This is a genomic window from Microbacterium sp. PAMC22086 (genome assembly GCF_019443525.1).
Taxonomy (GTDB): Bacteria; Actinomycetota; Actinomycetes; order Actinomycetales; family Microbacteriaceae; genus Microbacterium; species Microbacterium maritypicum.
The window spans coordinates 1,814,867-1,841,075 of record NZ_CP080380.1 but is presented as its reverse complement, the minus strand read 5'-3'; the positions used below and the strand labels follow the sequence as shown (position 1 = coordinate 1,841,075).

General features: G+C 70.1%; 24 protein-coding genes. 13 read left to right on the top strand and 11 right to left on the bottom strand.

The features are described from left to right. Positions 1-48: 48 nt before the first annotated feature. Positions 49-1,410 carry a hypothetical protein gene (locus KY497_RS09245; protein ID WP_229778918.1) on the top strand — a complete coding sequence of 454 codons (1,362 nt, stop codon included), beginning with the start codon at positions 49-51 and terminating at the stop codon, positions 1,408-1,410. Here the strand turns inward: KY497_RS09245 and KY497_RS09240 are convergent. Beyond that, positions 1,356-4,877: an ATP-dependent DNA helicase gene (locus KY497_RS09240; RefSeq protein WP_219870326.1), complete on the bottom strand. Its 3,522-nt coding sequence runs from the start codon at positions 4,875-4,877 to the stop codon at positions 1,356-1,358. The genes KY497_RS09245 and KY497_RS09240 overlap by 55 nt on opposite strands. Next, complete coding sequence (locus tag KY497_RS09235; RefSeq protein WP_219868908.1) at positions 4,874-8,092, bottom strand: ATP-dependent DNA helicase; 3,219 nt, start codon at positions 8,090-8,092, stop codon at positions 4,874-4,876. The genes KY497_RS09240 and KY497_RS09235 overlap by 4 nt, the downstream gene beginning before the upstream one ends. Before the next feature lie 171 nt (positions 8,093-8,263). Between KY497_RS09235 and KY497_RS09230 the strand changes: the two genes are divergently transcribed. Together KY497_RS09230 and KY497_RS09225 are read left to right on the top strand one after the other, a co-directional pair. Next, positions 8,264-8,488, top strand: a complete 225-nt coding sequence (locus KY497_RS09230; protein ID WP_017828623.1) for a DUF3107 domain-containing protein — start codon at positions 8,264-8,266, stop codon at positions 8,486-8,488. Positions 8,489-8,495: 7 nt separating this feature from the next. Further along, positions 8,496-8,783 (top strand): hypothetical protein, encoded by a 288-nt coding sequence (locus tag KY497_RS09225; RefSeq protein ID WP_017828624.1) that lies wholly within the window; start codon positions 8,496-8,498, stop codon positions 8,781-8,783. Between the two features lie 51 nt (positions 8,784-8,834). On the opposite strand, the gene KY497_RS09220 is transcribed toward KY497_RS09225, so the two are convergent. Continuing rightward, positions 8,835-9,548 carry a ferritin-like fold-containing protein gene (locus KY497_RS09220; RefSeq protein WP_055873269.1) on the bottom strand — a complete coding sequence of 238 codons (714 nt, stop codon included), beginning with the start codon at positions 9,546-9,548 and terminating at the stop codon, positions 8,835-8,837. Positions 9,549-9,744: 196 nt separating this feature from the next. Here KY497_RS09220 and KY497_RS09215 point away from each other — a divergent pair, with 196 nt between their 5' ends. Then, positions 9,745-11,265: a DEAD/DEAH box helicase gene (locus KY497_RS09215; RefSeq protein WP_141386649.1), complete on the top strand. Its 1,521-nt coding sequence runs from the start codon at positions 9,745-9,747 to the stop codon at positions 11,263-11,265. A gap of 81 nt (positions 11,266-11,346) precedes the next feature. Here KY497_RS09215 and KY497_RS09210 read toward each other — a convergent pair whose 3' ends face one another. Next, on the bottom strand, positions 11,347-12,219 hold the full coding sequence (locus tag KY497_RS09210; RefSeq protein WP_219868907.1) for a PHP domain-containing protein: 873 nt from the start codon (positions 12,217-12,219) through the stop codon (positions 11,347-11,349). A gap of 100 nt (positions 12,220-12,319) precedes the next feature. On the opposite strand from KY497_RS09210, the gene KY497_RS09205 reads away from it, so the two are divergent. The 3 genes from KY497_RS09205 to KY497_RS09195 are packed head-to-tail and all read left to right on the top strand — an operon-like array spanning position 12,320 to position 15,755. Next, positions 12,320-13,342: an endonuclease/exonuclease/phosphatase family protein gene (locus KY497_RS09205; RefSeq protein WP_055864385.1), complete on the top strand. Its 1,023-nt coding sequence runs from the start codon at positions 12,320-12,322 to the stop codon at positions 13,340-13,342. Between the two features lie 36 nt (positions 13,343-13,378). After that, positions 13,379-14,800, top strand: coding sequence for an aminopeptidase P family protein (locus KY497_RS09200; protein ID WP_219868906.1), 1,422 nt, complete (start codon positions 13,379-13,381; stop codon positions 14,798-14,800). Between the two features lie 40 nt (positions 14,801-14,840). Further along, complete coding sequence (locus tag KY497_RS09195; protein WP_219868905.1) at positions 14,841-15,755, top strand: phosphotransferase; 915 nt, start codon at positions 14,841-14,843, stop codon at positions 15,753-15,755. Between the two features lie 33 nt (positions 15,756-15,788). Here the strand turns inward: KY497_RS09195 and KY497_RS09190 are convergent, their stop codons facing one another. Together KY497_RS09190 and KY497_RS09185 are read right to left on the bottom strand one after the other, a co-directional pair. Continuing rightward, entirely contained in the window at positions 15,789-16,439 is a 651-nt protein-coding gene (locus KY497_RS09190) for an alpha/beta family hydrolase (RefSeq protein WP_258185631.1), read from the bottom strand. A 25-nt stretch (positions 16,440-16,464) separates the two neighbouring features. Continuing rightward, on the bottom strand, positions 16,465-17,190 hold the full coding sequence (locus tag KY497_RS09185; protein ID WP_219868903.1) for a general stress protein: 726 nt from the start codon (positions 17,188-17,190) through the stop codon (positions 16,465-16,467). Positions 17,191-17,275: 85 nt separating this feature from the next. On the opposite strand from KY497_RS09185, the gene KY497_RS09180 reads away from it, so the two are divergent. Genes KY497_RS09180 through KY497_RS09165 form a run of 4 tightly spaced genes read left to right on the top strand, consistent with a single transcriptional unit; the run spans position 17,276 to position 20,686 of the window. Next, complete coding sequence (locus KY497_RS09180) at positions 17,276-18,541, top strand: magnesium transporter MgtE N-terminal domain-containing protein (protein ID WP_219868902.1); 1,266 nt, start codon at positions 17,276-17,278, stop codon at positions 18,539-18,541. Next, positions 18,541-19,053 (top strand): DUF1003 domain-containing protein, encoded by a 513-nt coding sequence (locus KY497_RS09175; RefSeq protein ID WP_141386654.1) that lies wholly within the window; start codon positions 18,541-18,543, stop codon positions 19,051-19,053. The genes KY497_RS09180 and KY497_RS09175 overlap by 1 nt, the downstream gene beginning before the upstream one ends. Beyond that, on the top strand, positions 19,050-20,171 hold the full coding sequence (locus tag KY497_RS09170) for an Mrp/NBP35 family ATP-binding protein (RefSeq protein ID WP_141386655.1): 1,122 nt from the start codon (positions 19,050-19,052) through the stop codon (positions 20,169-20,171). Before KY497_RS09175 ends, KY497_RS09170 begins: the two co-directional genes overlap by 4 nt. 20 nt (positions 20,172-20,191) lie before the next feature. Next, the gene (locus KY497_RS09165; protein WP_141386656.1) at positions 20,192-20,686 is read left to right on the top strand and encodes a YcxB family protein; all 495 of its coding nucleotides are present in this window, start codon (positions 20,192-20,194) and stop codon (positions 20,684-20,686) included. Here the strand turns inward: KY497_RS09165 and KY497_RS09160 are convergent. Continuing rightward, entirely contained in the window at positions 20,683-21,330 is a 648-nt protein-coding gene (locus tag KY497_RS09160; protein ID WP_219868901.1) for a hypothetical protein, read from the bottom strand. The genes KY497_RS09165 and KY497_RS09160 overlap by 4 nt on opposite strands. After that, positions 21,327-21,716 carry a twin-arginine translocase TatA/TatE family subunit gene (locus KY497_RS09155; protein WP_219868900.1) on the bottom strand — a complete coding sequence of 130 codons (390 nt, stop codon included), beginning with the start codon at positions 21,714-21,716 and terminating at the stop codon, positions 21,327-21,329. Before KY497_RS09155 ends, KY497_RS09160 begins: the two co-directional genes overlap by 4 nt. A gap of 90 nt (positions 21,717-21,806) precedes the next feature. Between KY497_RS09155 and KY497_RS09150 the strand changes: the two genes are divergently transcribed. Further along, positions 21,807-22,445 carry an O-methyltransferase gene (locus tag KY497_RS09150; RefSeq protein WP_055873296.1) on the top strand — a complete coding sequence of 213 codons (639 nt, stop codon included), beginning with the start codon at positions 21,807-21,809 and terminating at the stop codon, positions 22,443-22,445. Positions 22,446-22,548: 103 nt separating this feature from the next. On the opposite strand, the gene KY497_RS09145 is transcribed toward KY497_RS09150, so the two are convergent. The 3 genes from KY497_RS09145 to dapE form a co-directional block, all read right to left on the bottom strand. Continuing rightward, the gene (locus KY497_RS09145; RefSeq protein ID WP_017203323.1) at positions 22,549-22,722 is read right to left on the bottom strand and encodes a DUF3117 domain-containing protein; all 174 of its coding nucleotides are present in this window, start codon (positions 22,720-22,722) and stop codon (positions 22,549-22,551) included. A 94-nt stretch (positions 22,723-22,816) separates the two neighbouring features. Next, positions 22,817-24,034: a hypothetical protein gene (locus tag KY497_RS09140; RefSeq protein ID WP_219868899.1), complete on the bottom strand. Its 1,218-nt coding sequence runs from the start codon at positions 24,032-24,034 to the stop codon at positions 22,817-22,819. After that, positions 24,016-25,089, bottom strand: coding sequence for a succinyl-diaminopimelate desuccinylase (dapE, locus tag KY497_RS09135; protein ID WP_055873311.1), 1,074 nt, complete (start codon positions 25,087-25,089; stop codon positions 24,016-24,018). The genes KY497_RS09140 and dapE overlap by 19 nt, the downstream gene beginning before the upstream one ends. 65 nt (positions 25,090-25,154) lie before the next feature. Here dapE and dapD point away from each other — a divergent pair, with 65 nt between their 5' ends. Next, positions 25,155-26,108, top strand: coding sequence for a 2,3,4,5-tetrahydropyridine-2,6-dicarboxylate N-succinyltransferase (gene dapD / locus KY497_RS09130; protein ID WP_219868898.1), 954 nt, complete (start codon positions 25,155-25,157; stop codon positions 26,106-26,108). The last annotated feature ends 101 nt before the right edge of the window (positions 26,109-26,209 follow it).

Below are 26,209 nucleotides of genomic sequence, written 5' to 3'. Positions count from 1 at the left end.
GGGCGTGGCGGAGGCGGGACCGCCCCTGAGCCGACCTACCCTGGGGGCATGGGACGCTCTCCTTTCACTCTAGCCGCGGCAGTGACCGCCGCACTGCCCGGGGCGGAGGTCACGGGTGCGCGCAGTCTGAGCGCGGATGGCGAGGGGCGATTCGACTCCGCCGTCGCCTCGCTGGCCGACGGTCGCGAGCTCGCGATACGCGTCGCGGACGACGACGAGACGGCGCGTGAACTCGCCGCCGAGGCGATCGCGCTCCGTGCGCTCACCGACGGGGCCCGTGCCATGCTGCCGTTCCGCGTGCCCGCCTACATCGGCGAGACGCGCATCGGCGACGGACGCGCACTCGTCACCGAGCTTCTGCCCGGCTTTCAGATCGAGGCCCCCCTGGTACCGCCGGGACGCGGAGCCGCGCAGTCGATGGGCGCATCGATCGCCGCCGTGCACGGCCTGCCCACCTCGGTCGTGCGCGGGGCGGGACTCGCCACGCGCACCGCGGAGGAGAGCCGCGCCGAGCTGGAGCGTCTGGTCGACACCGCCGCCGCCACCGGCCGGGTTCCTGCACGTCTCACCGTGCGCTGGCGCGACGCCGTCGCCGACGACTCCCTGTGGCGCTTCGAATCCACCGTGGTTCTCGGGGGTGTGCAGTCGACCTCGTTCCTGTTCGAGGACGACCCGGAGCTCGGCCCCGAGGTCGTCGGCCTCCTCGGCTGGCACGGGCTCTCGGTCGGAGACCCCGCGCTCGACCTCTCCTGGCTCTCAGCAGCACCCGACGCCGCCGCCGACGTGCACGCCGCCTATGCCGGTGCGATCGACCGTGCGCCCGACGCCGGCCTCGAGGTGCGCGCTCGCCTGCTCGCCGAGCTCGAGTTCGCCCGCTGGCTGGTGCACGGCGACTCCATGCACCGACCGGACATCGTCGACGACGCCGCCGCGCTGCTCGACGCTCTCGCCGAAGGCCTGCGCACAGACGATCTCAGCATCATCGACGCCCGCACCGCCGGCGTCGACTCCGCGCTGGATGCGCTCGACCGTGTGCCGAGGGGCGCTGTCACAGAGGTGGACACCTCCATGCACACGGATGCCTACAATCCCGAAGAGCTGTGGATCGAGGTTCCGGAGGAGTCCGACTCGTCGCAGACCGACACGGAATCGGTGGAGCCGCTGCGCACGGTCGGCACGGATCGGGATCACGATGACAGCGCCCACCGCACCGAGATGCTGAACGTCGAGACGGAAGACCTCTCCGAGGCGCGGAGCATCTTCGCAGGAACCCACAGCGCCGATGTCGGCGAGGCGACACGTCCCGCCGCGCCGAACGCGGCGGCCGCGTACGACGAAGACGACTCGGACGAGGCTCAGCGCGCGGCGCGTGCGGCGCTCCAGCGCTGGAAGAGCTCCTCCTCCGAGTAGACCCGGTCGCCGCGGATGATCAGGTCGTCCGCGACGTAGTACAGCGCGACATCGATCTCGTCCAGGGGCACGTCGAAGCGTCGGTGGTATGCGAGACGGTAGAGCGCGAGCTGCAGCATCCGCTCCTCGCGCTCGGCCGCCGTCCGCGGAGCCTTGCCGGTCTTCCAGTCCACGATCTCGATGCGATCGCCGCGGTCTGCTCGCCGGTAGACGGCGTCGAGCTTGCAGATAACGATGTGAGACTCCCCCGCATCCGGCCCGGAGAGACCGGCGCCGAGGGCGAAGTCGATCTCGATCTCGACGGCGATCGGCTGCAGCCCGCCCCACTCGCTGCGCTCGAACGTCGCCTGCAGAACCGCGAGATCGGCGGCGTCGGCAGGTGCACCCGGCCCTTCGGCCGCCCCGGGGTCACCGTACGCGGGCTGTGGCGGGGCCTCGTCCTCGTCGAGCTCCCAGAGCGCCTCGTCCACACGGCTGCCGACGCCCACGAGCTCGGACCGCTGCTCCACCCAGGCGTGGAAGAGCGTGCCGAGACGGGTCTGCCGGTACGGCCGCTCCGGCATGGGCCTGACGATGGAGGACAGCGTGCCGGAGAAGTCGGTGACGTAGTCCTTGAACCGCGATGCCGGCACGCGCGTGGGCGCTTCGGCATCGGTGCCGCGCTGCCGGGCCGCACGCTCGGCCAACAGGCGGGCCAGCTCCACGGACGGTTCCGCCGTTCCGGCTCGGGCAGCATCCTCGACGGCCGCGGCTGCGGCGGAGACGACTCCTCGTCGAGCCCCCAGCGGGTCGAGCGGCCAGCGCAGGGTGGCACCGGGGCCGTCATAGGGGTTGTCGTCGGGGTCGACCGCTTCGATGGGATCGAGACCCTGCACATCGATGGCCTCGACGAGATAGGGACTCGGCGTGCGCGGTGACTTCTGCCCTGCCCAGTGCGCACCGCTGAGGAGCAGATCGGTGCGCGCACGCGTGACCGCGACGTACGCGAGACGCCGCTCCTCCTGCTGCTGATATGCCCTGTAGGCATCCTTGAAGCGTTTGATCGCGCCGCCCTGCGGGTTCGCCTTCGTCGCACCGCCGGACAGCGATGCCTGCGCGAGTCTCTGCCTCTTGACGGGGTCTTTCTCGTCGCCCATCGCCTCGACCGGATCCCACTCGAATCGGGGAAGCGCGTCTCTGTCGCCGCGGAGAGCGAACGGGACGACCCCGAATCCGAACCAGCCGGAAGTGTCGGAGACCCGACTGGGGAGTTCGTCGACCACCAGCCGCACCACGGCGACGGCATCCCACTCCAGCCCCTTCGACCCGTGAATCGTCAGCAGCTGCACGACACCGGCCTCGGGCGGCTCCGGCCGCGGCATCAGCTCGTCGGTGCTCTCGGCCTTGTCGAGCCAGGCCAGCAGGCTGCCGATGCTTCCCCGATCGTCCGCGGCCAAGAAGGCGCGGACCTCGTCTGCGAAGGCACGCAGTTGCGTCGCGGCGATGCGGGCGGGCCCTCTGGTCTCGTTGGCGGCCAGCTCGATGTCGAGGCGCAGCTCGAGTTCGATCAGGCGGATCAGCTCGGGGATCGGCTGCGAGGATGCGCGGCGGAGGCGCTCCAGCATCTCTCCCGCCGCGCGCACCCGAGCCCTGCCGTCGGGGGTGATCGCCTCGAGGAGCCGGTAGTCGTCGCGCACCGCCCGCACCACGTCGACCGCGTCGATGATCGACACCGCCTCATCGGCACCGCGCGAGGAGCGCAGCCGCACGCGCACCTCCTCGGGCAGCGGCGCCATCGCGGGATCGCGCTCCGACAGCGTGCGGCCGAGGTCGTAGAGCGCGGCCATGTCGGCCACTCCGACTCCGAAACGCGGTCCGGTGAGAAGGCGGATGAGCGCCGACCCCGCGGTGGGGTCGTGCACGACACGGAGTGTGGAGACGACATCGACCACCTCCGGCGTCGCCAACAGTCCGCCGAGACCGAGGATGCGGTGCGGGATACCCCGCGCGGCGAGCGCCGCGGCGAAGGTCTGCATGTGCCGCTTCGACCGGAACAGGATCGCTCCGGTGTGCGCTTTACCGCCCTGTGCCTCGCCGGCGTTGCGGGCTTCGTGTGCGGCCCGGCGCTCGGCGAACCACTCCGCGACGACCGACGCCTCCTCATCGACCGTGAACGGGAACTCCACCGTCACGGTGCCCTCTCCCGCGCCCGGACGCGGTTCGAGTGGCGGCACGTCGAGCCCCGGGCGCTGGAGCGGTTCGAGCACGCGGTTGGCGATCCCGAGGATGCCGCGGTCGTTGCGCCAGCTCGTCATGAGGCTGTAGGTCTGCGCCGTACCGGTGCGGGAGAACGTGCCGGAGAAGGCGTAGAGGTTGTCGGCGCTGGCTCCCCGCCACCCGTAGATCGACTGGTGCGGGTCGCCGACGGCCATCACCGCGGTGTCGCGGAAGAGTTCCGCGAGGAACCGGGTCTGGATGACCGATGTGTCCTGATACTCGTCGAGCAGCACCACCCGGTGCTGCTCGCGGAGCTCGTCGCGGACGTCGGGAGCGGACTCGACGATGTCGTAGGCACCTCCCACCTGGTCGGCGAAGTCGAGCACGCCGCGGCGCTGCTTCTCGGCGATGTAGTCGCGCACGAGGCGCGACAGCGTCGGCAGACTGAGGAGGTTCACCGCCGCCTTCTCGACATCGCCGTTGCCGCGATACGGCTCGAAGGCGAGGGCCTGATCCCGCGCGATGCGCTCAGCGAGATCGAGGTCGACACGGTGGTCGAGGGCGTCACCGGCGAGCCTCTGCACGGCATCGATGACCGTGCCGAGCGCGAACTCGATGTTCTCCAGCTCGGGGAGGTCGCTGCGCAGCACGACTTCCCGTGCCAGCATCCAGGAGGCGGCCTGACTGAGCATCGCCACGTCGGGATCCCGTCCAATGCGCGCTGCGTGTTCGCGCACGATCCCGTCGGCGAAGGCGTTGTACGTCGAGACACGGGGCCGGATCATCAGCTCTTCCGCGGCACGCGGGGTCGCCGGATCCCACCCGGTTCCCCGGTGCGCGGCGATCTCATCGAGCACGTGTGCGCGCACCAGCTCGCGCTGACGGCCGGGTGCAGCCTCCTCGACCCTGCGCAGTGATCCGTCGGCGACGATCTCCGCCAGATGCGGGAGCAGGCCGCGGCGACCGTACTCGTCGATGACCGCGAGACGATGACCGATCCGCTCCGCGAGCTCGCCTGCGGCCTTGCGCGTGAAAGTGAGACCGAGGATCTCGTCGCGGCGCACGTGCCCGTTGGCGACGAGCCACACCACCCGTCCTGACATCGTCTCGGTCTTGCCGCTGCCCGCACCCGCGACCACGAGAGCAGGCTCAGGCGGCGCCTCGATCACGCGTTGCTGGGCCGGCGTCGGCGATGGCTGCCCCAGTGCGGCGGCGATGTCGGTGGCCGAGATCCCCTCGCCACCCTGCTCCGCCCGGTTCCACCCCGTCACGAGCTCACCGCCGGCACCGTGTGGATACGGCACGGATGCACCCGACGCTGTGTGTCGGCGCAGTGCGACTCGACCTGAGCGGTGAAGCTCGACGCCGACATGCCGCGGGCCGCATCCGCGACGCGCAGCAGGAAGGCCGAGCGCGACTCGTCGTCCAACGTGTGCTGATGGGCGATGCGGTAGTCGCTCTTGGCAAGGGTCTTGGAGACGATCACGAGCCGTGCTCCCGCCAGCGACGACGGCGGCGCCCCCTCGACCAGCCCCTGCTGCACGGCGACCTGATAGGCGGCCAACTGCGCATGCGCGAGCACGCCCGAGTCGGATTCGGGATCGTTCTTGCCCGTCTTCAGATCCACCACGACCGTGGGCCCGTCCGGACCTCCCGACATCCGCTCCCAGCCGCGACCTCGCGCCGCGGGGTGCTCGCCCGCTCCGGGCGGGTAGGCCTCCACCCGGTCGATGTAGCCGTGGATGATCGCCTGATTCGCCCGGTCCTCCCCCACCTCGTGGACGGTGGGAACGGCGTCGTCGGCCGACTCCGCCACGTCGACCGCGAAGCGGAACTCGACCTCGCTGCCGATGACCCGCCCACCCTCGCGGCGCACATCACCCAGGTAGGTGTGCAGCCGATCCACGAGCAGGTCGGCGCGACGGCGCTCCTTGCGCCCGATCCACTCGGTCTCGAAATCGAGCTCCGGCCAGTGCTCGGCCACGATCGCGCGCATCTTCTCGAGATCTCCCTCGGGAACCCGCTCCATCGCCTCGTGCACGATCGTCCCGATGCCGGCCGTGGGCGGCATCACCGTGTCCCCGCCGAGAGCCGAGACCACCCAGTTGAGACCGCATTCCTCATACGACTCCATCTTCGAGGGTGAGACCCGCGCCCCCGTGACGGCGAGATCGCGCAGCGGCGCCGCGGTCGAGGGAGGGGTCATCCCGTACCAGTCCGCCGGATCAGCCCCCGGCACGCCCTCACGCGCGAGGACGGTGAGCTGCGCCGCGGCGGCCCGCCGCACCGGCTCGGCTGACACCGTGGTGAGGGTGCGCCGGTGGCGGGCGACCAGTCCGCGCAATGTGAGCGGGTGCTCCGCCGACGCGTGCCGCTCCGGAGGTTCAGGGGCGGGCAGGAAGCCGAAGAACGGGCTGGGTGTCAGGTCGTCGTCGTCCACCGCCGTGATCAGGAGACGGTCGCGCGCACGCGACACGGCGCGCACGAACAGCCGGAGCTCGTCGTGCAGCGCCGCACGTCGACGATCCAGGGCTCCCGGAGGCTCGATGAGGGTCCCCGTGCGCGCAGCCTGGATCGCGTCGGGCAGGCGCCAGGTCTGCAGCAGACCGCCGCGCAGACGCACGTTCGGCCAGATGCCGTCCTGCACACCGGCGACCACGACGGCGTCGAACTCCGTACCCAGAGCGGTGGCGGGGGTCAGCAGCGTGACCTTCCCCGGCCGGTCGGGTGTCGACAGCGAATCCTCGGGGACCTCGCTGTCGAGGATGTCCCGCACGAAGACCTCGGGCTTCTCGTTCGGTGTGCGCTCGACGAAGCGCTTCGCCGCATCGAACAGGGAGACCAGCGCATCGAGGGAACGGGCTGTCTCCGCCCCCGTCGGCAGCAACGAGATCTCACGCCAGGCGATCTGCAGACGCCTGCCGTCGACGGCCCTGGCCTGATCCCACACCCGCCAGAGCAGGTCATGGATCGTCTCTCCCGCCGCCGCGCCACGGGCCAGCGCTTCGATCACCAGCGCGAAACGCTCGGCCGTGCGCGACTCCGGGGCGTCGATGAGCGTGAGGTCCGCCGGGTTCGCCATGGCCCGCCGCAGCAGCTCGCGCGCCGGCGTCGATCCCCCCTGTTCGAGTTCGACGTGGCGGAGTCGGGCACGCAGCCGGCGCAGGCCGATCGCGTCCATCCCTCCGAACGGGGTGCGCAGCGCCTCCTCGAGGGCTTCCGACGTGCGCTCTTGGACCGGGGTGAGCGCCAGGCGCACGATACCCACGATGTCGCGCACGATGCCCTCGCTGCCGAGCGGGCGTTGCACACCGGCCGCACGAGTCGGGATCTCCCTGGCGGCGAGTTCGGTCTCCAGCGTCGTCACCTGCCGCGTGTCGTGGGCGATGACCGCCATGCGATCCCACCGGATGCCGTCGGAGAGGTGCCACTCGCGCATCACTCCGGCTATGCGATCGAGTTCTTCGTAGGGAGACGGGGCCACGAACGTCGACACCCCGGCCTCGACCTCTTCGGCCGTCACGGGCACGGGGGCGCGCCGATGCTCGACCCGGCCCGACACACCGATCGCCTGGGTCACCGTGCGGGTGAGAGCGGTGAGCGCCGGACGCTGGCGGCGCGGCCCGTCGAGCACGTGCACCTCTCCCAGAACCCCGGCGAGCTGTGCGAACAGCTCGGGGCTTGCTCCGCGGAACGAGCCGGAGGAGATGTCGGGATCACCGAAGGCCAGCACGGCGATCCCCCGGCTGCGCAGGGCCTTCACGACGGCGATCCCCCCACGCGTGAGCTCCTGCGCGTCGTCGATGAGCACCACGCGCAGAGGCGCGAGCGGGCCGAGGGCGGCCGTCTCGGCCGTGTGCAGGATGGTGCTCGCCTCGCTCAGCAGGTCGGCGGCGTCACGGTGGGCCGACCGGAGCGCGTCGAGCACCGCGCGGTACTCCACGAGGAACTCCGCCGTCGCCGCCCACACCTCGTTGCCCGATGCTCGCAGCTCCGCGGCGTCGACACCGATCTCCGTGCACTCGGCGAGGAATGCGCGCAGCTCCGAGCGGAACCCCTTCGACGCCCGCACCGAAGGGCTCAGCGCATCCGGCCACGGGATGCGTCCGTCTTCCGCATCGCCGCTGAGCAGCTCGGCGATGATCCGGTCCTGGTCGGCACCCGTCAGCAGCGCCGGCGGCTCCGCTCCCTCTCTCACCATCGCTCCACGCACCAGCTGGAAGGCGAAGGAGCCGAGCGACCGAGCCAGTGGCCCGGGCGTCGCCTGGCCGATGCGCACGCCGATCCGGTCGCGCAGAGCGGTCGCCGCCTGACGGTTCGGCGTGAGCGCGAGCACCTGCTCCGGGCGGAGCGCCTCGGCGTCGAGCAGGTGCACGATCCGGTCGATCAGGGTGCGCGTCTTACCGGTTCCCGGGGCGCCGATGATGACTCCGGATGCCGTCGGCTCCGCGGCGATCACAGCGCGCTGAGCAGTATCCGGTGTCATGCCTCCACGCTATCCGGACGCGCGGACATCGCCGTCCGCACCCGCCACGCTCACTCGCGTGACCGCGGCGCGTCCGCCTGTGCGCTCACGGCGAAACCGGGCGCCACCGCCGATCCCGCCCCGTGCTCGCGGGGTAGAGTTGGCGCAGTCCCCGAACTTCAAGGAGCACGCGTGGAAATCCGCATCGGCATCATCAACACCGGCCGTGAACTGAGCTTCGACACCGGCGCAAGCGCGGAAGAAGTCCGCACCCAGGTCGCCGCGGCGCTCGAGCAGAGCGCATCGCACGTGAGCTTCGCCGATGTGAAGGGCAACTCCTACATCGTCCCGACCGCGAACCTCGCCTACATCGAACTGGGCACCGAGGAATCGCGCCGCGTCGGCTTCGTCGCCTGACCCGACGATGTACATCCTCCTCGCACTCATCGGCGCGTGCGCTCTGGGAATCGCCGCGCACTTCCTGATCGGTGACCGTGAGCTGCGCGGAGTCGCACTGACTCCGTCGATCGCGACCGCCGTCTCGGCGATCACGTACACGGCCCTGCAGTGGGCGGGCGTCGGCGAGGACAGCATCTGGCTGTGGCTCGCGAGCGTGCTGGGAGCGCCCATCGTCGCGGCGCTGGCGACCGTGGCGCTCACCAGGCTCCGCAAGCGCTCCGACGCTCAGAACCGGGCAGCGCTCGGCATCTGACCCGCCGGGCTCCGCCTGCGAACGGACGGGACGGTCCGAGCGAATCGTCGGCTAGGACGCGAGTCCCATCGCGTCCATGCGCCGGGCGTGCGCGCCCATGAGCTCGGTGTACACGGGCTCGATGCGCTCCTCGTCGACGTCGAGGCGCTCCGGTCGCAGCGCGGAGCGGCACACGAGGATCGTGTCGCCGACCAGACGGCGGGCCCACATCGACAGGAGCGATCGCCACTCCTCGTCGCTCTCGATGGTCTCCTGAACGATGGCGACGATCTCGTGCCGAGCGTCGTCCTCACGGAGGATCTCCGCCACGCGGCGCCCGGTGTCCCCGTAGCTGGAGGCCAGCGCGAGGTAGAAGTCGTCGAGCATCCCGGCGGTGATGTACACCGCCAGCAGCGTCTCCCTGGGGCGCGCGCCGATGGTCTTGCGGCGGAAGGCGTCGAGGTTCTCCCGGAACGGGAGCATCAGCTGCGTCGGGTCGTCCCCGCGCTCGGCGATGAGGTCGACGATTCCTCGGTGCTTGGTCAGAGCGGCTCCGGCGGCGCGCGAGAGCGACTCCTTCTCGGAGAGCTCGGGCGTGGCCCGGATGAGGCGCGTCAGCGTCTCGAAGTAGCCCAGCTGCAGATAGGCGGCCTGACCGAGGAAGCGGTTGAGCTCGGGGGCGAGTTCGGCGAAGTCGATGCGCGTCGTATCCCCCTGATCGCCTCTGCTGCGCAGGGCCAGGGTGCGTCGCGGCGCGTCGTCGCGCTGCCAGAACCACTTAACCACGAGGTCGTCCTCCCGAGTCCACCACGTCGTTCACAATACTCGTGCCGGACCCACCTTCCTGGCCGATACCACCCCTCGGGTAGGCTGGGCGTGTCCCCGCCGTCGGAGCGGGGCCCCGCGCCTGTGGCACAAGAGACGGCGTGGATCCGTTAACGTGGCGATCCCACAGGGTCGCCGGACAGGCAATCTGAATAAAGTGACAACTTTCGCCGATCTCGGCATCGACCAGGACATCGTCGACGCACTCGCCGCCAAGGGCATCGTCGACGCGTTCCCCATCCAGGAACAGACCATCCCCCTCGGCCTTCCTGGCCAGGACATCATCGGTCAGGCCAAGACGGGAACCGGCAAGACCTTCGGCTTCGGCATCCCCGTCGTCCAGCGCCTCGGCAAGGACCCGGAGCACGGGGTCAAGGCGCTCATCGTCGTCCCCACGCGCGAGCTCGCAGTGCAGGTGTACGAAGACATCGACCTGCTCACCAGCAACCGCTCGACCAGCGTCGTGGCGATCTACGGCGGCAAGGCCTACGAGGGGCAGATCGACCAGCTCAAGGCGGGCGCGCAGATCGTCGTCGGCACGCCGGGGCGACTGATCGACCTCGCGGGCCAGCGCCTGCTCGACCTCTCGAACGCGACCGAGGTCGTGCTGGACGAGGCCGACAAGATGCTCGACCTCGGCTTCCTCGCCGACATCGAGAAGATCTTCCAGAAGGTTCCGTCCGTCCGCCACACGCAGCTGTTCTCTGCGACCATGCCCGGCCCGATCGTGGCCCTCGCACGTCGCTTCATGACGAACCCGATCCACATCCGCGCGAGCGACCCCGACGAGGGTCTCACGCAGGCCAACATCAAGCACCTCGTGTACCGCGCGCACTCGATGGACAAGGACGAGGTCATCGCCCGCATCCTGCAGGCCGAGGGTCGCGGCAAGACCGTCATCTTCACGCGCACCAAGCGCGCGGCGCAGCGCCTCGTCGACGAGCTGGGCGACCGCGGCTTCAACGTCGGCGGTGTGCACGGCGACATGGGCCAGGACCAGCGTGAGCGTTCGATGGCCGCTTTCAAGGCGGGCAAGCGCGATGTCCTCGTGGCCACCGATGTGGCCGCCCGAGGCATCGACGTCGACGATGTGACGCACGTCATCAACCACACGATCCCCGACGAGGACAAGACCTACCTGCACCGCGCCGGCCGCACGGGCCGCGCGGGCAAGACCGGCATCGCCGTCACCTTCGTCGACTGGGAGGACCTGCACAAGTGGGCCCTGATCAACCGGGCGCTCGAGTTCGGCCAGCCGGAGCCCATCGAGACCTACTCGTCGAGCCCGCACCTGTACGAGGACCTCAACATCCCCCAGGGCACCAAGGGCCGACTGGTGTCGGCACCCAAGACCGAGTCCGTCAAGACCGAGCGCACCCGTCGCCCGGAGCGCGCGGCCGATGCTGCTGCCGAGGGCACCGACGAGAGCGGCACGCGCCGTCGCCGCCGCCGTCGCAACAGCACGACCCCGGTCGGATCGACCTTCACCGAGGGTGCAGCGGAGCCCGCATCGGGCGAGGGACATTCCGCGCCGTCAGCCGACCGCGGTGCCGAGGGCGCAGGAACGCATGACGGCGCCGGCAAGGAGCACCACGACGGCAAGCCGGCACCGGCACGTCGTCGCCGCCGTCGCCGCGGCGGTTCCGGCGCAGGCGCGGCTCCCGTCACCGGAGCCTGAGCTTCGACCGAAAGGGCGCATGCGTCCGGTTCACACCGGCGTATGCGCCCTTTCCCGTGCGCGCGCGGCGCGGCGCGATGGTCAGGGAACGCGCGGGGCGATGCCGGTGCCGCGCGCCAGGAGCCTGGCGACCATCTCATCGGCTGTGGTGTTCTCGCCGGGGCGGTTCGGCTTGCCGGTGCCGTGATAATCGCTGGAGCCGGTGACGATGAGGTCGTGCTTCGCGGCGATCTCGCGCAGCATCCTCTTGCCCGACTCCGTGTTCTCGCGATGCTCGATCTCGAACCCGCCGAGGCCGGCGTCGATGAGCCGCTCGATGAACGGCACCGGCATCATGCGGTCGCGGCCCGCCGTCACGGGGTGGGCGATGATCGCCACTCCCCCGGCCTCGGTGATCAAGCGCACCGCGGTGATCGGATCGGGCGCATAGTGCGGCTCGTAGTACCCCTCCCGCGGATGCAGGATGCCGTCGAACGCCTCCGTCCGATCCCGCACGATCCCCCGCGCGACGAGAGCGTCGGCGATGTGAGGGCGCCCGACCGTCGCGTCGAGCGTCGTCTGCGCGACCACATCGTCCCAGTGCAGGTCGTAGTCGCGCCCGATGTTGCGCACGATGCGCTCGGCACGACCGATCCGGTCCCCCCTGATGCGATCCGTCTCGGCGCGCAGCGCCTCGTCCTGCGGATCGAAGAGATAGCCGAGCACGTGCACGCTGCGCCATTCGTGCTTCGCGGAGAGCTCCATCCCCGGGATGAACGTCATCCCGAGGGCGACGGCGGCCTCTCCCGCCTCGGCCCATCCGGTGGAACGGTCATGATCGGTGAGCGCGAGCGTGCGCACCCCGTGCGCGTGCGCTTGCGCGACCACCTCGGCGGGCGACTCCGTGCCATCGGAATGGTTGGAGTGCAGGTGCAGGTCGGCGGGACCGGCGAACCCGTGGGACGAAGTGGCCATCCAATGAGCGTACCGAGCGTCGCCCGGTGCAGGCGCCGAGGCGCACGGAGGCGGATGTCGAGGCAGGGACTTCACAGGCGGCGCTCCTAGGCTGGAGGGGATGTTTCGTCTCCTGGGGATCCTGTTCACCGTGCTGCTCGCGATCGCGACGGCGATCGTCGTGTGGCCGCAGTTCTTCCGTCTCGAGCAGACCTACCCGTTCGCACAGCTCGTGTCGGCGCGCGGCCTCGTGCTCGGCGGATTCCTCGTGGTCGCGGTCCTCGCGCTCCTGCTGCTGTTCGCCCGCCCGCTGCGTGGATTCGCCGCCTCCGTGCTGATCGTCGCCCTGCTCGGTGCCGGCGCGACGGCGGCCATCGGCGCCACCCGCGGCTTCGGCGGCTCCGACCTCCCGGAGAAGACCGAGGGCAGCATCAGGGTGCTCACCTGGAACACAGCGGGTGAAGCCGTACCCGCCGAGGTGATCGCGCAGCGGATCCTCGATCAGGGTGCCGACATCGTCGCCCTCCCGGAGACCACCGAGGCCGTCGGCGAGCGCATCGCGATCATGCTGCGGGAGCAGGGGCATCCGATGTGGGTGCACCACGTGCAGTTCCGCCCCGATGTGCAGGACGGTCCGCAGTCATGGCAGACCACCGTGTTGGTCGCCCCCGACCTCGGTGAGTACTCCGTGATCGAGTCGGCGAAGGACGGCACGAGCAACACCGGCTCGGTGCCCAGCGTCGTGCTGATGCCGATCGACGGCTCCGGCCCCACCATCGTCGCCGTGCACGCGGTGGCCCCGCGCATGGAGGAGATGCAGCAGTGGCGCAGCGACCTCCAGTGGATCGCCGACCAGTGCCCCCAGGGCGACTTCATCCTGGCCGGCGACTTCAACGCGACGATCGACCACATGGCCCCGCTCGGCGTGGAAGGCGGCGACATCGGCTACTGCCGCGATGTCGCTTCCCGCACCGGCAACGGGCTCACCGGCACCTGGCCGAGCTCTCTGCCCGCGCTGGCGGGCGCGCCGATCGATCATGTGATGGCATCGCAGAACTGGTCTCCGACGGGATCCGTCGTGCTCGATGACGCCGGGGGGAGCGACCACCGCGCCCTGGTCGTGCAGCTGGAGCCCGCCGGCTGATTCCCGCGCCAGCCCGCCAAGTGACAGACTGGAGGGATGAGCACTGGAGAGCGCGACACGATCGCAGAGCCCACCGTCGAAGCGTCTGTCGAGAACGGCACCACCAACCGCAAGCAGCCCTTCCCCCAGGGCTTCCTCGACACCATCTCGACCGGTTGGGCCGAGCGTCCCGAGACGCTCCCCTCGCCGCGCGCACAGGCGCCGTACGCGGCGGTGCGGCGCGCAGCCGTCTCCGCGGCCTTCCCCGGCAAGCGTCTCGTGATCCCCGCCGGCTCGCTCAAGCAGCGCAGCAACGACACCGACTACGTCTTCCGCGCGCACTCGGCCTTCGCGCACCTCACCGGTTGGGCATCGGATGCCGAGCCCGATTCGGTGCTCGTCTTCGCCCCCACCGAGGGTGGTCACGACATCACGCTCTTCTTCCGTGAGCGCGCCGACCGCACGACGACGGAGTTCTACGCCGACGCCACGGTCGGAGAGTTCTGGATCGGTCCGCGCCCGTCCCTCGCCGGTGTCGCCGCCGACCTCGAGATCGCGACCGCGCACCTGGACCAGTTCGAAGCCGTCGAGGGCGAGCTCGTGCTCGACGAAGACGAGACCCTCACACGATTCGTATCGGAACTGCGCCTCGTCAAGGACGAGTTCGAGATCGCCGAGATGCGCCGTGCCGTCGAGATCACCGCGAAGGGCTTCGACGACATCATCCGCGAGCTTCCCGCGGCTACGGCGCATGCACGGGGCGAGCGTGTCGTCGAGAGCGTCTTCCACCGCCGTGCGCGTGAAGATGGCAACGGCGAGGGGTACGACACGATCGCCGCCTCCGGCCCGCACGCCTGCTACCTGCACTGGACGCGCAACGACGGCACCGTGGTCCCCGGCGATCTGATCCTGGTGGATGCGGGCGTCGAGGCCGACAGCCTGTACACCGCCGACATCACCCGCACGCTGCCCGTCTCCGGAACGTTCACCGAGGTGCAGCGACGGGTCTACGAGACCGTGCGCGAGGCCGCAGACGCCGCGTTCGCCGCCGCCCGGGTCGGAGTGCGCTTCCGCGACGTGCACGGCGCAGCCATGAAGGTCATCGCCGAGCGCACGGCCGAGTGGGGTCTGCTGCCCGTCAGCGCCGAAGAGGCCCTGGACGCCGACAAGGGCGGCCAGCACCGTCGGTACATGGTGCACGGCACCTCGCACCACCTCGGCATCGACGTGCACGACTGCGCGCAGGCCCGTCGCGAGATGTACTACGACGGCATCCTCGCACCGGGCATGGTCTTCACGATCGAGCCCGGACTGTACTTCCAGATCGACGACCTCACGGTGCCGGCCGAACTCCGCGGCATCGGCGTGCGCATCGAGGACGACATCGTGATGACCGAAGACGGCCCCGTGAACCTCTCGGCCGGCATCCCCCGCACCGCCGACGAGGTCGAGGCCTGGATCGCGCGACTGCAGAGCTGACGCCGATGCGCAAACAGGGGCGGGCTCGGCCGTTCTGACGATGCACGAGGCTGCGCACACGGTCGACCTCGCGCTCGCGCGCGAGTTGATCGCCGCGTCGTTCCCCGAACACGGCGATGCGGTGCTCCGCCCTGTCGCCACCATCGGGACGGTGAACACGATCGTCCGTGTCGGGAAGGATCTGGTCGCCCGCTTCCCTCTCCTCCCCGTCGCACGGGCGGAGGCGGAGGCGGAGGCGGAGGCCGCGTCGATGACCGCGCTCGCGGTGAGCAGCCCCTTCCCGGCACCGCTGCCTCGCGGCGTGGGCGACGGCAGCGCAGCCTTCCCCTCGGCCTGGTCGCTGCAGACCTGGCTCACCGGCGAGACCGCCGGCTCCACCGCGCAAGCGGCATCCGCGTCGCTGGCCGAGGACCTGGTGACGCTGATCCGGGGGCTGCGGGCGACCGAGGTCGAGGATCGGGTCTTCGACGGCCGTGGCCGCGGAGGTACTCTCACCGACCATGACGAATGGGTGGCCGAGTGTCTGCACAGGAGCGGGCATCTTCTCGACACCGACCGCGCCACCCGACTCTGGAAGGCGCTGCGTTCCCTGCCATCGGACGGCCCGGACGTGATGAGTCATCGTGACCTCACGCCGTTCAATCTTCTGGTCCGTGAAGCCGACGGCGTCACCCGACTGGTGGGGGTTCTCGACGGCGGCGGCTTCGGGCCCGCCGATCGGGCGCTCGACCTGGTCAGCGCCTGGCATCTGTTCGACGCTCCCGCCCGCGCGGTGCTGCGCGACGGAGTGGGGGTGAGCGACACCGAGTGGCTGCGAGGCGCGGCGTGGGCCTTCCAGCAGGCGATCGGGCTCGGCTGGTACTACGAGCAGTCGAATCCCCCGATGAGCACGCTGGGGCTCACGACGCTGCGGCGCCTGCTCGACGACCAGGAGCTGGCGACGCTGGACCGGTGACGTCGGCGCGGTGACGTCGGCGCGGTGACGTGCTCAGCGATCGATGAACTCGGCGACGATCGGCGCGAGCGACGCCCCGATCTCTGCCGCGGGGCACTTGTGCCCCTTGACCTCGAAGGCGTGGCCGGCACCCTCGACCCAGACCACGCGCGCATCCTGGCAGCTCGCGACGGCCTCCTCGAACTGGGCGATCGGCTGGATGAACGGATCGTTCGTCCCCTCGACGAACAGCTGCGGCACCGTGATGCCCGGCAGATGCTCGATGCGCGGCTTCTCCGGCCGCCCCGGCGGATGCAGCGGATAGCCGAGGTAGGCGAGCCCGTCGACGAGCATGCCCTCGGCGACCGCCATCGACGCCATGCGTCCCCCATACGACTTCCCGGTCGCCCACAGGCTCGCTGAGGGGGCGGACTCTCGTGCGAAGGCTGCGACGGCGTTCCAGGTGGCGATCGCGTGCGCGGCAGGTCCCGGCATCCGTCGTCCCTGCTCCACGTACGGGAAGTTGAAACGCAGGGTCGAGAAGCCGCTCGCACCGAGCGCGTCGACGTAGCCTGTGAGGAACGGGTGGTCCTTGCCGGTACCCGCGCCGTGCGCGACGATTACCGTCGCCCCGTTGTCACCGGGGGTCCAGTCTGCGGAGACGACAGTGGGACCGTTCGAGAGTTCGACCGGGATCTGGACCATCAGACGGAGAATGCGCAGATCGCCGTCATGCCCGCTCGCCCTGGATGCCGTCCGCATCGGGGGCGGCATCGGGCTCGACCGGCGTCACCGTCGACGCAGCGGCAGTCCCGGCTTCCGGCGTCGCACCGGATTCCGGTTCGGCGACGGGCTCGGCCACCGGGTCGGCGGGACGCGGCGGAATGACGGGCGCTTCGGGAGAGGGAGAGGGAGCGGTCGCACCGGGCGTGATCCGCTCACCGTAACGCGGCGGCTCATCGAGGTTGACCGGGGGGCGCACCGGGGCGACCTTGTTGGCGCCGAGCACCTGGCGGGCCTTGCCCAGCGATGTGGACAGGACCGTGACCTCGTAGTGGTCGGCCCCGAACTGCGTGACGCTCGCGAAGTCACGACGACGACGGACGATCGCGTACGTGACGAGGCTCAGGAGCATGCCGACCGCGACGCCGATGAGGACGAAGCCCAGGAAGAGCTGGATCGGAACCTCGGGGTTGCCCAGCACGAGGATGGCGGCGAGGAACAGACCGATCAACACGCCGTTGATCGCTCCGGAGCGCGCCGCGGCCGCATAGCCGAGCTTGCCGGTCACACGCTCCACGGTGCGCACGCTCTGTCCGACGATGGCGATGTCGCGCGCGGGCACCTCCCCGGCGATCAGCTTCGAGACCGTCTTCTGCGCGCTCTCGTAGTCGCGCATCGACGCGACGATCTCGCCGGTGTCTGTGCCGCTCGCGGGCCGGTTCAGCATGCTCATCCGGCTATTCTTCCACGCGCACCGTCGGACGGCCCGAGGCGCGACCATCCCGCCGCAGACCTGAGCCGCCGACTACTCTGGAGAAGTGAGCACACAACGGGTTTTCGCCGCGCGCCTCGCCGGGTGCGCCGTCTTCGATCCCGTCGGCGACCGGCTCGGCAAGGTCCGGGATGTCGTCGTCGTGTACCGAAGTACCGCAGCGCCCCGCGTCATCGGTCTGGTCGTGGAGATCCCGGGACGCCGACAGGTGTTCCTCTCCATCGGACGCGTCACCTCGATCCGCGCCGGCCAGGTCATCAGCACGGGTCTGATCAACGTGCGACGGTTCTCTCCCCGCGCCGGCGAGGTGCGGGTGCTCGCCGAGATGCTCGGGCGACGCGTGAGCTTCGTCGACGGCAGCGGCACCGCGGTGATCGAAGACATCGCGATCGAGCCGAACCGCCTCGGCGAATGGGCGATCAGCCAGCTGTTCCTCCGCCGCCCGAAGACCAGCGCCTCCCCGTTCGCGAAGGGACCGACGACTTTCGCGGGGTGGAGCGAGGTCACCGAGCAGCGCGCGCCCGGCGAGTCGCAGTCGGCCGAGCAGCTCGTCGCCTCGTACTCCGAGCTGCACGCCGCCGACCTCGCCAACACGCTCCTCGACCTTCCGCAGCAGCGCATGATCGAGGTCGCCGAGGAGCTGTCGGACGACCGCCTCGCCGACGCCCTCGAGGAGATGCCGGAAGACGAGCAGGTGCACATCCTCGACCGGCTGGGCGACGAGCGCGCGGCCGACATCCTCGACCAGATGGAACCGGACGATGCGGCCGACCTTCTGGCCCAGCTGGCCCCGGACCGTCTCGAGCAGCTCCTCGAACTCATGGAGCCGGAGGAGGCCGAGGACGTCAGGATGCTGCTGCGGTACGGACCCGACACCGCCGGCGGTCTGATGACCCCCGAGCCGATCATCCTGTCGGCCGATGCCACCGTCGCCGAGGCGCTGGCCCTGATCCGCCGCCATGAGCTGCACCCCGCGCTGGCCGCCGCGGTGTTCGTGACCCTCCCGCCGTTCGAGACCCCCACCGGGCGCCTGCTCGGGCTCGTGCACTTCCAGCGGATGCTGCGCTACCCGCCGCACGAGCGGCTCGGCGCCATCCTCGACGACAGCCTCGAGCCCGTACCCGTCACCGCATCCGCCGCCGAGGTGGCGCGACTGCTGGCGAGCTACGACCTCGTCTCGCTCCCGGTGATCGATGCGGCGCACCGCCTCGTCGGAGCGATCAGCATCGACGACGTGCTGGACTACCTGCTCCCGGACGACTGGCGCTCGCACGACAGCGACGACAGCTCCCCCGCGAAGGAGATACGCTGATGGCCCGGTCCCCGCGCCTCGACGCACCGGGCCGCACCACCACCCGCCCCAGGGCGACCTCTCGCGACCGCTTCGGGCGCTTCACCGAGTGGGTCGCTCGTGCGATGGGCACGCCGGCCTTCCTGCTGATCCTCAGCCTCTTCTGCGTGGTCTGGATCCTCTGGAACACGTTGATGCCCGACGAGCTGCGCTTCGACGACGCCGCCCTCGGATTCACGGCGTTGACTCTCATGCTCTCCCTGCAGGCCTCGTACGCCGCACCGCTCATCCTGCTCGCGCAGAACCGCCAGGACGACCGCGACCGGGTGCAGATCGAGCACGACCGGCAGCGTGCCGAGCGCAACCTCGCCGACACCGAGTACCTCGCCCGAGAGATCGTCGCGCTGCGGATGTCGCTCGAAGAGCGCAACTCGCAGGCCGTCACCCGCGACGTGCTCAGGCAGGAGCTCAAGGCACTTCTCGCCGAGCTCGAAGACGCGCCGGACAAGACCCGACCCGGCACCGCCTCATGACGGCGGCCGAGCGCGTCCGATCGGCCGTCGCCGCCGTGACGGATCCGGAGCTGCGCCGCCCCATCGGCGAACTCGACATGGTCCGCGAGATCTCCGTCGACGGCGACCGCGCCCGCGTCGGCATCGTGCTGACGATCGTCGGGTGCCCCGCGGCGGCCAGGATCGAAGCCGACGTGCGCGGTGCGGCCGCATCCGTTCCCGGCATCGCCGAGGTCGAGGTCGAGGTCGGCGTGATGACGCCGGCCGAGCGCAAGGCGCTCACCGAGAAGCTCCGCGCGGGCAGACCCGCACGACACATGCCGTTCGGCCCCGACTCGCTCACCCGTGTGATCCTCGTCTCCAGCGGCAAGGGCGGCGTCGGCAAGTCGACGGTCACGGCCAACCTCGCCGTCGCCCTCGCCGATCAGAGGCTGTCCGTCGGCCTCGTCGATGCGGACGTGCACGGGTTCTCGATCCCCGGGCTCCTCGGCATCCCGGCGGGTACCCAGCCGACCCGCATCGACGACCTGATGCTCCCCCCGGTCGCGCATGGCGTGAAGACGATCTCGATCGGGATGTTCCTCCGCGACGGCGAGTCCGTGGTGGCGTGGCGCGGACCGATGCTGCACCGCACGGTGTCGCAATTTCTCACCGACGTCTTCTTCGGGGATCTCGATGTGCTCCTGATCGACATGCCGCCGGGAACGGGCGACATCGCGATCTCGATCGGCCAGCTCCTCCCCCATGCAGAGGTGCTCGTCGTGACCACCCCGCAGACCGCCGCGGCCGAGGTCGCCATCCGCAGCGGTCTCGTCGCGCGTCAGACCGGTCAGCGCGTGATCGGAGTGATCGAGAACATGGCGGCGTACACGCTCCCCGACGGCACCCTGATCGACCTGTTCGGCTCCGGCGGGGGCGCGGCCGTCGCCGAGGCGCTCTCCGAGCCGGGAGCGACGGTCCCGCTGCTCGCCTCGATCCCCCTCAGCCCCGCTCTGCGTCAGGGCGGAGACGCGGGAGAGCCGATCGTCGGCGGCGGGACGACCGATGCCGCGGCCGCGACGATCCGCGACCTCGCGGCCACCCTCGCCCGGCAGGGCAGGGGCCTCTCCGGTCGATCGCTGCCGATGTCGATCGGCTGAGCGCGTGGGAGGATGAACGAGTGTCCCCACGCTCCCTGACCGTCGACGAGAGCCTGCTGCGACGGATGGCGCGCGACGCCGCAATCTATTCGCTGACCCGCCCGTCCGCCCTCGTGATGTGGTTCGCCCTCGCCGGTGCGCTGGTGCTCAGCATCCTCAATCTCAGCGCCCCCGTTGCACCGGGGGAAGAAGCCCCGTTCGCCGCGGGCTGGATGCCCGTGATCATCGCCGGGCTCGCAGGCTTCGCCGTCTTCATGTCCATCTCGGGCGCCCGAACGGCCGTGCGGATCGCGATGCCGGTGGAGCAGGTGGTGTGGGTGGCCCTCGAAGACGACAGGCTGCAGATGGGCAGCGGTCGCCGTCGATCCGACATCGACTACCGCACGTTCCAGAAGATGCACGTGGGCAAGGACGCCGTGCTGCTGAAGCTGCGTGACGCCTCGGTCGCCACCGCGATCCCTCGCGCCCTGCTCACGGACGACGACATCGCGACGCTCCGCTCCAAGATCTCCTAGCTCTCCCAGACCTCAGGCGACGACCTCCGAGGCTCAGGGCCTCCAGCGCGACGACGCCGGCGTCGACGGGCGACCAGACGACGGATCAGGATGACGCCGGGGACGAGCACGACGATCAGCGGGCAGGCCACCGCGCCGAAGGCCAGGAGCGAACCGACGGCGAAGTCGCTGCCTCCGTTGCGACCGAGACCGACAGACCCGCGTCCGAAGGTGTCACCGGCGACCAGGAATTCACCGTCGTAGGTGTCCAGCGCGTCGACGCAGGTCACGGTGTGGATGCCGGCCTCGAGCGAGGTGAACTGCGCGCTCTGCGCGAAGCCCGGCCGGGGCGTCATCCACCACAGCGTGTCGTCCCAGGTGAGCGACGGCGCGCCCGACAACGTCAGTCCGACGCCATCCGGGCCGACCACCGCGCACTCCATCGTGCCCAGCGCCGCCGAGATCCCGTTGCCCCAGATGCCACCCCGCTCACCGGAATCGAGCCCCACCTCCGCGGAGCGCCCGAGCGGTGACGGAGCCGCGTCATCGACGGAGGCCGCGACCGGCAGCACCCAGAGGGTCCAGATCAGGACCGCCACGCACGCGCACAGCGCGGCGAGCCAGAAGGCCACGGCGTCGCGATCGGCGAGCCGCCCTCGGGTCACGTGGCTTCAGGGTCGAAAGGCGGGCGATTGGTCGCGCTGAACTCCTGCGGAGCCACACGCGTGGGGGCGACGGTTCCGGTGATCGGCTCCGCGATCGTCTCGCGCGCCTGCATGGGAGTCGCGGGCTGAGGTTCCTCCATCAGCGCGTCGCGGATGATCCGGCGGGGGTCGTACTGACGAGGGTCGAGCTTGCGCCAATCGACGTCGTCGATCTCGGGCCCCATCTCCTCACGCACCCTGGTCTTGGTCGCGCGCAGGTACTCGCCGGCCTTGCGGACCATGCGGGAGAAGCTCTCCGCGGCCCGCGGCAGACGTTCGGGGCCGATGATCAGGACCGCGATGAGGCCGATCAGCAGCAGCTTCTCGAAAGTGAGCCCGAACGTCATCTCTACAGGCTACCGCCGCGCCTGCGGTCCCCGCACTCGCCGACCGAATACGCTGGAGAGGTTCACCGGGCAGGCAGGGAGAAACAGGCCATGAGCGAGTATGACGCGAACGCGCGTTTTCTGCGCGAGTCCATCGTGGAACCCGACGCCATCACCCGCGCCCGCGCACATGCGGTCGAGCTGGGAGCGATGCCGATCAGCGCGGCCGTCGGCTCGCAGATCGCCGTGCTCGCCGCGGCGACCGGCGCTCGTTCCATCGTCGAGATCGGCACCGGCGCCGGCGTCTCCGGCCTCTGGCTGCTGCGTGGGGCGCCGCAGGCCGTGCTCACCTCGATCGACAACGAGCCGGAGCATCTCGCCGCGGCACGGCAGGCCTTCGCCGATGCGAAGATCCCGTCCACACGAGCCCGCTTCATCACGGGGCGAGCGATCGATGTGCTCCCCCGCATGAACGAGAACTCCTACGACATCGTGCTGGTGGACGCCGACCCCGAGCACGTCATCGAATACGTCGAGCACGGTCTGCGTCTCGCACGCACCGGGGGGCTCGTCCTCGTGCCCCGTGTGCTCGCAGGCGGCCGCGTCGCCGACCCCGTGCAGCGCGACGAGATCACCTCGGCCTACCGGTCCCTCGTGCAGGAGACGCAGGAGTCCTCGGCCGTCCTGGCCACGCTCTCCCCCGCCGGCGAAGGACTGCTGCAGCTGATCAGCCTCGCAGAGCGCGACTGACGCACGAACCTCGCGGGGCACAGGCACCGTTCGCAGACGAAAAGGGCGGTGGATCCGAGGATCCACCGCCCTTTTCGGATCCGCTCGAGCGGACCCAGGTCGATCAGGCCGGTGCCACGACGGCGGCAAGCACGTCGTGAAGCTCCTTGGCCTCGGCGTCGTTCACAGAGACGACCAGGCGGCCGCCGCCTTCGAGCGGAACGCGCACGATGATGAGTCGTCCTTCTTTCACGGCTTCCATAGGCCCGTCTCCGGTCCTCGGCTTCATCGCTGCCATCGTGGCTCCCTTTCCTCCGGTGGTATGGGATGAGTTTATCGGGTGTCACCGGGACCTGGAGGTCACGGAGCAACAATTGGCTCGAGCTTCACGATCACGGCACCTGCCAGAACGTGCTCCCGAGCGCATATACGTGGTAGATCCAGAACCATTGTCCGACCAGACATGCGGCCAGCACCCCGATGCGCCAGAGGCGTGATCGAGACACGGCGACCGCACCCCAGAGCGGGCTGAGGGGCAGGAGCAGACGGAAAGTGCTCGACTGCGGGAAGAAGACGGCGAGCAGATACAGCAGGTAACTCGCACTCCACAGCCGAAGATCCGCGCCGAGAGCCCGAACCTGCGGGGAGAACAGGAGCGCTGCAGACGCGCCGATGACCAGCACGGCGAGTACGAGGGGTCCCCACCACTGCGGCATCCCCCAGAGCGCGAACCAGAACTGCGACGCCTGGACCCACCCCTCGAACGGGATGAACCCCTCGACACCGCCGGTGATCCAATGCTGACGCCACGCGAGTTCGGTCGCGAGATACGCACCGGGGTCTCCCGTGACGATTCCCGCGATCGCCTGCCAGGCGAAGCCGGACGCGGTCGCGAGGGCGCCGAGAGCGAGGATGTGCGCGATCTCGCGTCCCGGGAGCGGATCCTGTGCGCGCCGGATCCAGCGCAGGACACCGTGCAGGCCCAGATAGAGGGCGAAGGCGAGGATCCCCGGGCGGGTGAAGGCCATCACCGGGATGAGGACGTACAACCAGGCGTACCTGCGCCGGATCGTCGCCTCGAGGGCCAGGAACAGCAGCAGAAGGAACAGGGTCTCGGCATAGCCGACCTGGAACATCGCCGCGATCGGCCCGGCGGCGAAGAACACCACGGCCCACATCGCCGCCGAGTTCCCGAGACGCTCGCGAAGCAGACGATGAAGCGCGAGACAGGCCAGGTACCCCGCCACGAGTGACAGCAGGAGAGCCCCGGCGCCCCAGGACCCGAGCACGAACCCGATGCCCTTGGCCGCATATGCGAACACCGGCATGAATGCCCAGGCGTTCTCGACCACGACGCCCGTGTCCGAGAGCGGCAGCTCGCTCGGATATCCGTTCTCGGCGACCAGCCAGTACCACTGCGCATCCCAGCCGAGGACGAAGTCGATGAGCCCGGCCCCCGCGCCGAAACGCGAGGACGAGGTCGACAGCGAAGCGGCGATGAGCAGGAACGCCGTCGTGACGGCCCGTGCGCCGAGGTAGATGACGGCCACACGCAGCGCGACCGGTGCCATCGCCCAGCGGCGTGCGATGCTCAGCGCGACGTGAGCCATGCGCGAAGGCCCCGCTCCACGGCGTCGATCTGCGCGAGGGGAACGCGCTCCTCATCGTGGTGGGCGAGATGCGGGTCGCCGGGGCCGTAGTTCACCGCGGGGATCCCGAGCGCGGAGAAGCGTGCGACGTCGGTCCAGCCGTACTTCGGCCGGGGCTCTGCGCCGACGGCGGCGACGAACTGCTTCGCGATCTCGGCGTCGAGGCCGGGACGCGCGCCCTCGGCGGCATCCGTGATCTCGATGTCGAAGCCGGCGAGGACTCCACGCAGATGGGCCTCGGCGTCGGCCGCCGACTTGCTCGGCGCGAACCGGTAGTTGACCTCGACCTCGCACGCGTCCGGGATCACGTTGCCCGCGACTCCACCCGCGATGCGCACCGCGCTCAAGCTCTCGCGGTACAGCAGCCCCTCGACCAGCACCTCCTTGGCGCGGTACTCCGCCAGCCGGGTGAGGATGGGCGCGGCGCGGTGGATCGCGTTCTCACCGATCCAGGCGCGTGCGCTGTGGGCGCGTACGCCGCTCGTGCGCACGAGCGCGCGGAGAGTGCCGTTGCACCCGCCCTCGACCTCGCCGTTGGACGGTTCCCCCAGGATCGCGAAGTCGGCCTCGAAGAGATCGGGGCGCACGGCGGCGAGCAGTCCGAGGCCGTTCTTCGAAGCCTCGATCTCCTCGTTGTCGTACCACATCCACGTGATGTCGATCGCGGGGTCGGTCAGTTCGGCCGCGAGCTTCAGCTGCACGGCGGTGCCCGCCTTCATGTCGACGGTGCCGCGCCCCCAGAGATAGGGCACCCCGTCGATCTCGATGTCGCGGGTCGGCAGGTTCGCGTTGATCGGCACGGTGTCGATGTGACCGGCGATCGCGACGCGCTGTGCCCGGCCGCGGTCGGTGCGGGCGACGATCGTGTTCCCGTGACGGAAGACGTCGAGGTGCTCCAACGGCGTCACCGCTGCCTCGATCGCATCGGCCAAGCTCTTCTCCTCACCGGAGACGCTCGGGATATCGCAGATCGCACGGGTGAGGTCGACGGAGGACGCGGTCAGATCGAGCACCATGGGTCAAGACTACTTACCCCGTCACGAGTGACGTCGCCATCCCTCGGGGGCGATAGCGTGGAGGGATGAGCGACGCACGCACTGTATGGGGTATCGGACTCACCACGATCGCCGGGGACGGCACCGTCCTCGATACGTGGTACCCCGAGGTGCGGACAGGCGCCTCCACCTCCGATGAGGTCACCGTCGCCATCGCCGCACTCGAGCCCCTCGCCGGGCCCGACGAACGGCGGAACGTCACGCTCGAGGTCGTGCACCTGGAGATCGACCTCGACGCCGCCCCGGCGTCGACCGCGGACGCCTACCTGCGTCTGCACGCACTCTCCCATCTGGTGGTGCGTCCCAACGAGCTGAACCTGGACGGTATCTTCGGGCACCTTCCGAACGTGGCCTGGACCAACGCCGGCCCCGTCCTTCCCGCGGATGCCGCTCGCCTGCGCCCGCACCTCCAGCGCGCCGGCATCCAGGTGCAGGGGCTCGACAAGTTCCCCCGCCTGACCGACTACGTGCAGCCTTCCGGCGTCCGCATCGCCGACGCCTCCCGTGTGCGTCTGGGCGCGTACCTCTCCCCCGGCACGACCGTCATGCACGAGGGATTCGTCAACTTCAACGCCGGCACGCTGGGCGCGTCGATGGTCGAAGGACGCATCTCGCAGGGCGTGGTGGTCGGCGACGGCAGCGACATCGGCGGAGGCTCGTCGATCATGGGCACCCTCTCCGGCGGCGGAACGCATCGCGTGTCCATCGGAGCCCGCACGCTGCTCGGCGCGAACGCCGGCATCGGCATCTCGCTCGGTGACGACTGCGTCGTCGAGGCCGGGCTCTATGTCACGGCCGGCACCAAGATCGTCCTCGTCGACGGGCCCGTGACCGCCGATGGCGCACGCAAGAGCGTGAAGGGGGCCGAGCTCTCCGGTCACGATGGGGTGCTCTTCCGCCGGAACTCGCTCAGCGGTGCAGTGGAGGCCGTGCGTCGCGCCGGTGTGGGAGTGACGCTGAACGAGGCGCTGCACGCCTGAGAACGCCCCCAGGGGACGCCTGCCCCGCTCCTGCAGGCGGCCGACGACCCGCGCGGAAGTCGACATGCGGCCGACGGCATGCACGCACTGGTAGACTGACG

Bases quoted from the DNA above. Each gene is read 5' to 3' on its own strand.
- KY497_RS09170 (WP_141386655.1), top strand. From the start codon at position 19,050: ATGACGGCGGCCGAGCGCGTCCGATCGGCCGTCGCCGCCGTGACGGAT.
- KY497_RS09175 (WP_141386654.1), top strand. From the start codon at position 18,541: ATGGCCCGGTCCCCGCGCCTCGACGCACCGGGCCGCACCACCACCCGC.
- KY497_RS09145 (WP_017203323.1), bottom strand. From the start codon at position 22,722: ATGGCAGCGATGAAGCCGAGGACCGGAGACGGGCCTATGGAAGCCGTG.
- KY497_RS09210 (WP_219868907.1), bottom strand. From the start codon at position 12,219: ATGGCCACTTCGTCCCACGGGTTCGCCGGTCCCGCCGACCTGCACCTG.
- KY497_RS09185 (WP_219868903.1), bottom strand. From the start codon at position 17,190: ATGAGCATGCTGAACCGGCCCGCGAGCGGCACAGACACCGGCGAGATC.
- KY497_RS09150 (WP_055873296.1), top strand. From the start codon at position 21,807: ATGAGCGAGTATGACGCGAACGCGCGTTTTCTGCGCGAGTCCATCGTG.
- KY497_RS09205 (WP_055864385.1), top strand. From the start codon at position 12,320: ATGTTTCGTCTCCTGGGGATCCTGTTCACCGTGCTGCTCGCGATCGCG.
- KY497_RS09195 (WP_219868905.1), top strand. From the start codon at position 14,841: ATGCACGAGGCTGCGCACACGGTCGACCTCGCGCTCGCGCGCGAGTTG.
- KY497_RS09225 (WP_017828624.1), top strand. From the start codon at position 8,496: ATGTACATCCTCCTCGCACTCATCGGCGCGTGCGCTCTGGGAATCGCC.
- dapD (WP_219868898.1), top strand. From the start codon at position 25,155: ATGAGCGACGCACGCACTGTATGGGGTATCGGACTCACCACGATCGCC.
- KY497_RS09190 (WP_258185631.1), bottom strand. From the start codon at position 16,439: ATGGTCCAGATCCCGGTCGAACTCTCGAACGGTCCCACTGTCGTCTCC.
- dapE (WP_055873311.1), bottom strand. From the start codon at position 25,089: ATGGTGCTCGATCTGACCGCGTCCTCCGTCGACCTCACCCGTGCGATC.
- KY497_RS09140 (WP_219868899.1), bottom strand. From the start codon at position 24,034: ATGGCTCACGTCGCGCTGAGCATCGCACGCCGCTGGGCGATGGCACCG.
- KY497_RS09235 (WP_219868908.1), bottom strand. From the start codon at position 8,092: ATGACACCGGATACTGCTCAGCGCGCTGTGATCGCCGCGGAGCCGACG.
- KY497_RS09200 (WP_219868906.1), top strand. From the start codon at position 13,379: ATGAGCACTGGAGAGCGCGACACGATCGCAGAGCCCACCGTCGAAGCG.
- KY497_RS09155 (WP_219868900.1), bottom strand. From the start codon at position 21,716: ATGACGTTCGGGCTCACTTTCGAGAAGCTGCTGCTGATCGGCCTCATC.
- KY497_RS09245 (WP_229778918.1), top strand. From the start codon at position 49: ATGGGACGCTCTCCTTTCACTCTAGCCGCGGCAGTGACCGCCGCACTG.